Source organism: Desulfobacter sp. UBA2225, from assembly GCF_002348205.1.
Classification (GTDB): domain Bacteria; phylum Desulfobacterota; class Desulfobacteria; order Desulfobacterales; family Desulfobacteraceae; genus Desulfobacter; species Desulfobacter postgatei.
In genome coordinates, this window is the sequence record NZ_DDYV01000092.1 from 1 (window position 1) to 3,892 (window position 3,892).

At 51.6% G+C, this 3,892-nt stretch carries 4 protein-coding genes; all 4 read right to left on the bottom strand.

Annotated features, from left to right (window positions below; all coding sequences use genetic code 11):
* Positions 1-739: PAS domain S-box protein (locus B3D59_RS04950; protein WP_286818138.1), on the bottom strand; the 739-nt coding region annotated here is incomplete at its 3' end.
* A 59-nt stretch (positions 740-798) separates the two neighbouring features.
* Positions 799-1,440 carry an L-threonylcarbamoyladenylate synthase gene (locus B3D59_RS04955; RefSeq protein WP_286818139.1) on the bottom strand — a complete coding sequence of 214 codons (642 nt, stop codon included), beginning with the start codon at positions 1,438-1,440 and terminating at the stop codon, positions 799-801.
* 56 nt (positions 1,441-1,496) lie between these two features.
* On the bottom strand, positions 1,497-3,260 hold the full coding sequence (gene purD, locus B3D59_RS04960) for a phosphoribosylamine--glycine ligase (protein ID WP_286818140.1): 1,764 nt from the start codon (positions 3,258-3,260) through the stop codon (positions 1,497-1,499).
* Positions 3,257-3,892: D-alanine--D-alanine ligase family protein (locus B3D59_RS04965; RefSeq protein WP_286818141.1), on the bottom strand; the 636-nt coding region annotated here is incomplete at its 5' end. The genes purD and B3D59_RS04965, both read right to left, overlap by 4 nt.

Sequence of the window (3,892 nt, forward strand, 5' to 3'; positions counted from 1 at the left end):
CCTTATACCGTGTTGAAAGATCTCGAATGGCGGCACATCTGACCTGTCTATTTTTGTAAATGAACTGTTTCGCCTGAATTTCAACGGGAAACTCTATGCCGGCTTTTGTCAGAGCGACACTTTCATATGTTTTCTCATATCTGGCCTGTGTTTTGGCTTTGACATCATCCCGTACTTTAGGCGCGAAAATTTCAACCGCCTCCATTCCGATAAGGTCCGAAACGGGATATCCTAAGAGTTGAGATAACACGGTATTGGCTTCGATAATTACCCCATTGTCGGTAATTATGATGCCTTCGAAAGACGCATTGCAAAGGCTGCGATACCTATTTTCACTACTCTGAAGCTCTTTTTCAATGTTCCTGCGTTCCGATATTTCCCTGCTTAACTTCCGGTTCCAGAAAACGATGGCCCAAATGACGGCACCCAGGATAGCTGTCAAACCTAAAACCCATTTGGTGACTTCTGTTCGGTGGATAGTATGTTCGTCACACATAAAAAACGATTCGTTGCCGATTTTGGTAAGTTCCTTTTGGTGCTCTTTGGCAATGTTTGTAGCAGGAATCGAATCATTTTTTTCGTATTTCATGTTCATAAGGATCGGCCCAGCTTCCTTTTCGTTAAGCCAGTCCTGTTCTCCGGATGTCAACGCGATACCACGCGTCAAATCAGAAGCGAAAATTGCCGATGAAAAGAGTGCAAGCAGAGCAATCCGCGTTAAAAATAATTTTTTATCCAACGGTCATTTCCTTAAATATGGCTGTCGGTAATGAATGTGATCAACTTCAAATCAAACGATCACTCTTTTAGGCAGGCATAAATGTCTGCTGCGGGGGTCGCACCCTGGCGTAAAATTTTGGGTGGTGTTCCGCTTACGTCAATAACAGTTGAACCGGCACCGCCTTGAACCGGACCTGCGTCCAGGATCAAGTCGGCTTTTTCAATAATTTCAGGGCACAGCATATCTATTCGGGTGCACCCGGGGCAGCCGGACAGATTGGCGCTGGTTCCGGTGACAGGGAAGTCAACACTGTTGACCAGGGCCCGGGCCACCGGGTGTCCGGGCAGGCGGATGCCGAGTTTATGGCGTCCTGCAGTAAGCTGGGGGGTAACATTGCCTGCCGCATCAAATACCAGGGTCACGCCGCCGGGCCAGAACCTGTCCATGAGGACCCGCGCCTTGCCCGGAATTCTTGTAACAAGTCCGTTAAGCTGATCCCTATTTTTTATCAATACCAGAATAGGGTTGTTGCGGGGGCGTTGTTTGAGTTGGAATACCTTTTCAACGGCATCGGCGCACAGGGCGTTGGCAGCCACCCCGTAAAGACAGGACGCCGGAAAAATCACCAGGCCGCCGGCTTTAAGAATGCCGGCGGCCTGGATGATGATGTCCAAATCCGGATTGGTTTTATCCACCCGGATGATTTTGTTTTGGGTCATTTTTTGATTTTTTTAAATCAGGCTAAAATTGAGCTTCACGTCGGGCAACAACGACATCACGCAAAAGAGGCTGCCTTCCGTGCCACCTTGTCTGCCATTTCCTTTTTAAATGCAGCCAGTTTCTCAGCCACCACCGGATCAGACACCCCGATGATCTGGGCAGCCGTGATGCCGGCATTCTGGGCCCCGGATTTGCCGATGGCCATGGTGGAAACCGGAATACCGGGGGGCATCTGCACCGTTGCTAACAGCGCATCCATGCCTTGAAGGGCACTGGAATCAATGGGAACACCCAAAACGGGCAGGGTGGTGTGGGCGGCAATGACACCGGCTAAATGTGCCGCATGTCCTGCCCCGCAAATGAGTACCTTGACCCCCTGTTCCCGGGCCTGAACCGCCAGCTGAATTGCCTTTTCGGGGGTCCTGTGGGCTGAGGCCACGGTGACATAGTAGGGGATGTCGAATGTTTTGAGCATGACGAGGGCGCTTTTCATCACCGAAAAATCAGAGTCAGAGCCCATGATTACACCCACCTGGGGCGGGATGGCCATGCGTTTCAATGCCTTGGCCCCAATATCCTTTCTTTTGAAGCAATCCTTGAAATCAATTTTAGCACAGGCTTCATATGCAGTATTAATGGCGTCTGCAACCGTATCGCCCAGGGATGTCACCCCAAGCACCCGACCGCCAGATGCTACCACCTTGCCGTTGTCCATGGCCGTACCGGCATGGAATACCACGGTGTCCTTGACCCGATTGGCTTGATCCAGCCCTGTGATCTCATGGCCTTTTTCGTAAGATCCCGGATATCCGCCCGCAGCAATGACCACACACATGGCAGCCCGTGGATCAATCTTGATTGTATGATTATGCAGGGTCCCGTTGCAGCAGGCTTCCATCAACGGTACCAGGTCGTTTTTCAGCCGCATGAGGATGGGCTGGGTTTCAGGATCGCCAAGACGGGTATTGAATTCCAGTACCCTCATGTTCTCCTTGTCAACCATTAATCCGGCATAGAGAACCCCTTTAAAGGGTGTGCCTTCCTTGGCCATGCCTTTAACCGCCGGGATCATCACTTCTTCCATGGCCTTTGTGCGCAGCAGGTGATCCAGGACAGGTGCCGGCGAATATGCGCCCATGCCGCCGGTATTGGGGCCTTTGTCATCATCGTATATCCGTTTGTGGTCCTGGGATTCGGGCAGGGCAAGCACGGTGTTGCCGTCCGTTAGGACGATAAAGGAGGCTTCCTCCCCGTTAAGACACTCCTCCACCACCACCACGGCGCCGGCATCACCGAATTTGTTGCCTTCCAGCATGTCGTCAATGGCGGTGTATGCCTGTTCAAGGCTTGTGCAGACAATTACCCCCTTGCCGGCGGCCAATCCGTCGGCCTTGACCACGCAGGGCGCGCCCAGGGCTTTTGCATAAAGCTTGGCCCGCTTAGGATCGGTAAAGGCTTTGCCCGCAGCACAGGGTATCCCGTATTTGAGCATATGCTTTTTGGAAAATACCTTGGAGCCTTCAAGCTGTGCTGCGGCCCCGGACGGACCGAAAACGGCCAGCCCCTTTTCTTGAAAAATATCTGCAATCCCTGCCACCAGGGGACCTTCAGGACCCACAACAGTCAAATCGATCTGATTTTGCTCTGCAAAAGCTGCCAGGGCGTTAATGTCTTCAGCGCTGATATTCACATTCTCAGCCTGGGTTGCGGTGCCTGCATTGCCGGGGGCACAGTATATTTTATCTACAAGTGGGCTTTGGGCGATTTTCCAGACCAGGGTATGTTCCCGGCCGCCGCTGCCGACTACAAGAATTTTCATTGGGCTCTCCTTAAATTCGTTCTTTTATTTTCTTCTATGGCAAGTTCAATGAGTTTGTCCATGAGGACGCCAAATTCATAGCCCGCCTTGGCCGCAGACTGGGGGAAAAGGCTGGTGGCTGTCATGCCGGGGATGGTATTGGTTTCAAGAACATATAATTGGTCGTCTTTCAACAGCATGTCCGTTCTGGAATAGCCTTTGAGACACAGTGTCCTGTGGGCTTCAACGGCAAGTTGATGGACCTTTTGGGTGGTTTGCTCGTCAATGCGGGCAGGGCATATTTCGTCGGTTGCGCCTGCCACATATTTGGCATGGTAATCGAAAAATTCATGGCCTTCACCCGGAATTATTTCAATGACAGGCAGAGCCTCAATCTCCTGGTTGCCCAGAACCCCGCAGGTCAGTTCAGTGCCCTTGATATATTGTTCAAGGATCAGGGTGTCATCATTTTGGAATCCTTTTTCAATGGCGGCAGGCAGCTCTTTTTCATTTGGTACGATGCTCATGCCCACAGAGGAGCCGGCACAGACCGGTTTGACCACCAGCGGAAAACCAAGATCCTTTACCTTTTGTGGATCTGGGTCCGGGTGCTGGATGGAAATGCAGATATAATCCGGGGTGGGGATGCCTGC

Excerpts from the sequence above, each read along its gene's own strand:
- B3D59_RS04955 (WP_286818139.1), bottom strand. The coding sequence starts at position 1,440 with ATGACCCAAAACAAAATCATCCGGGTGGATAAAACCAATCCGGATTTG.
- purD (WP_286818140.1), bottom strand. The coding sequence starts at position 3,260 with ATGAAAATTCTTGTAGTCGGCAGCGGCGGCCGGGAACATACCCTGGTC.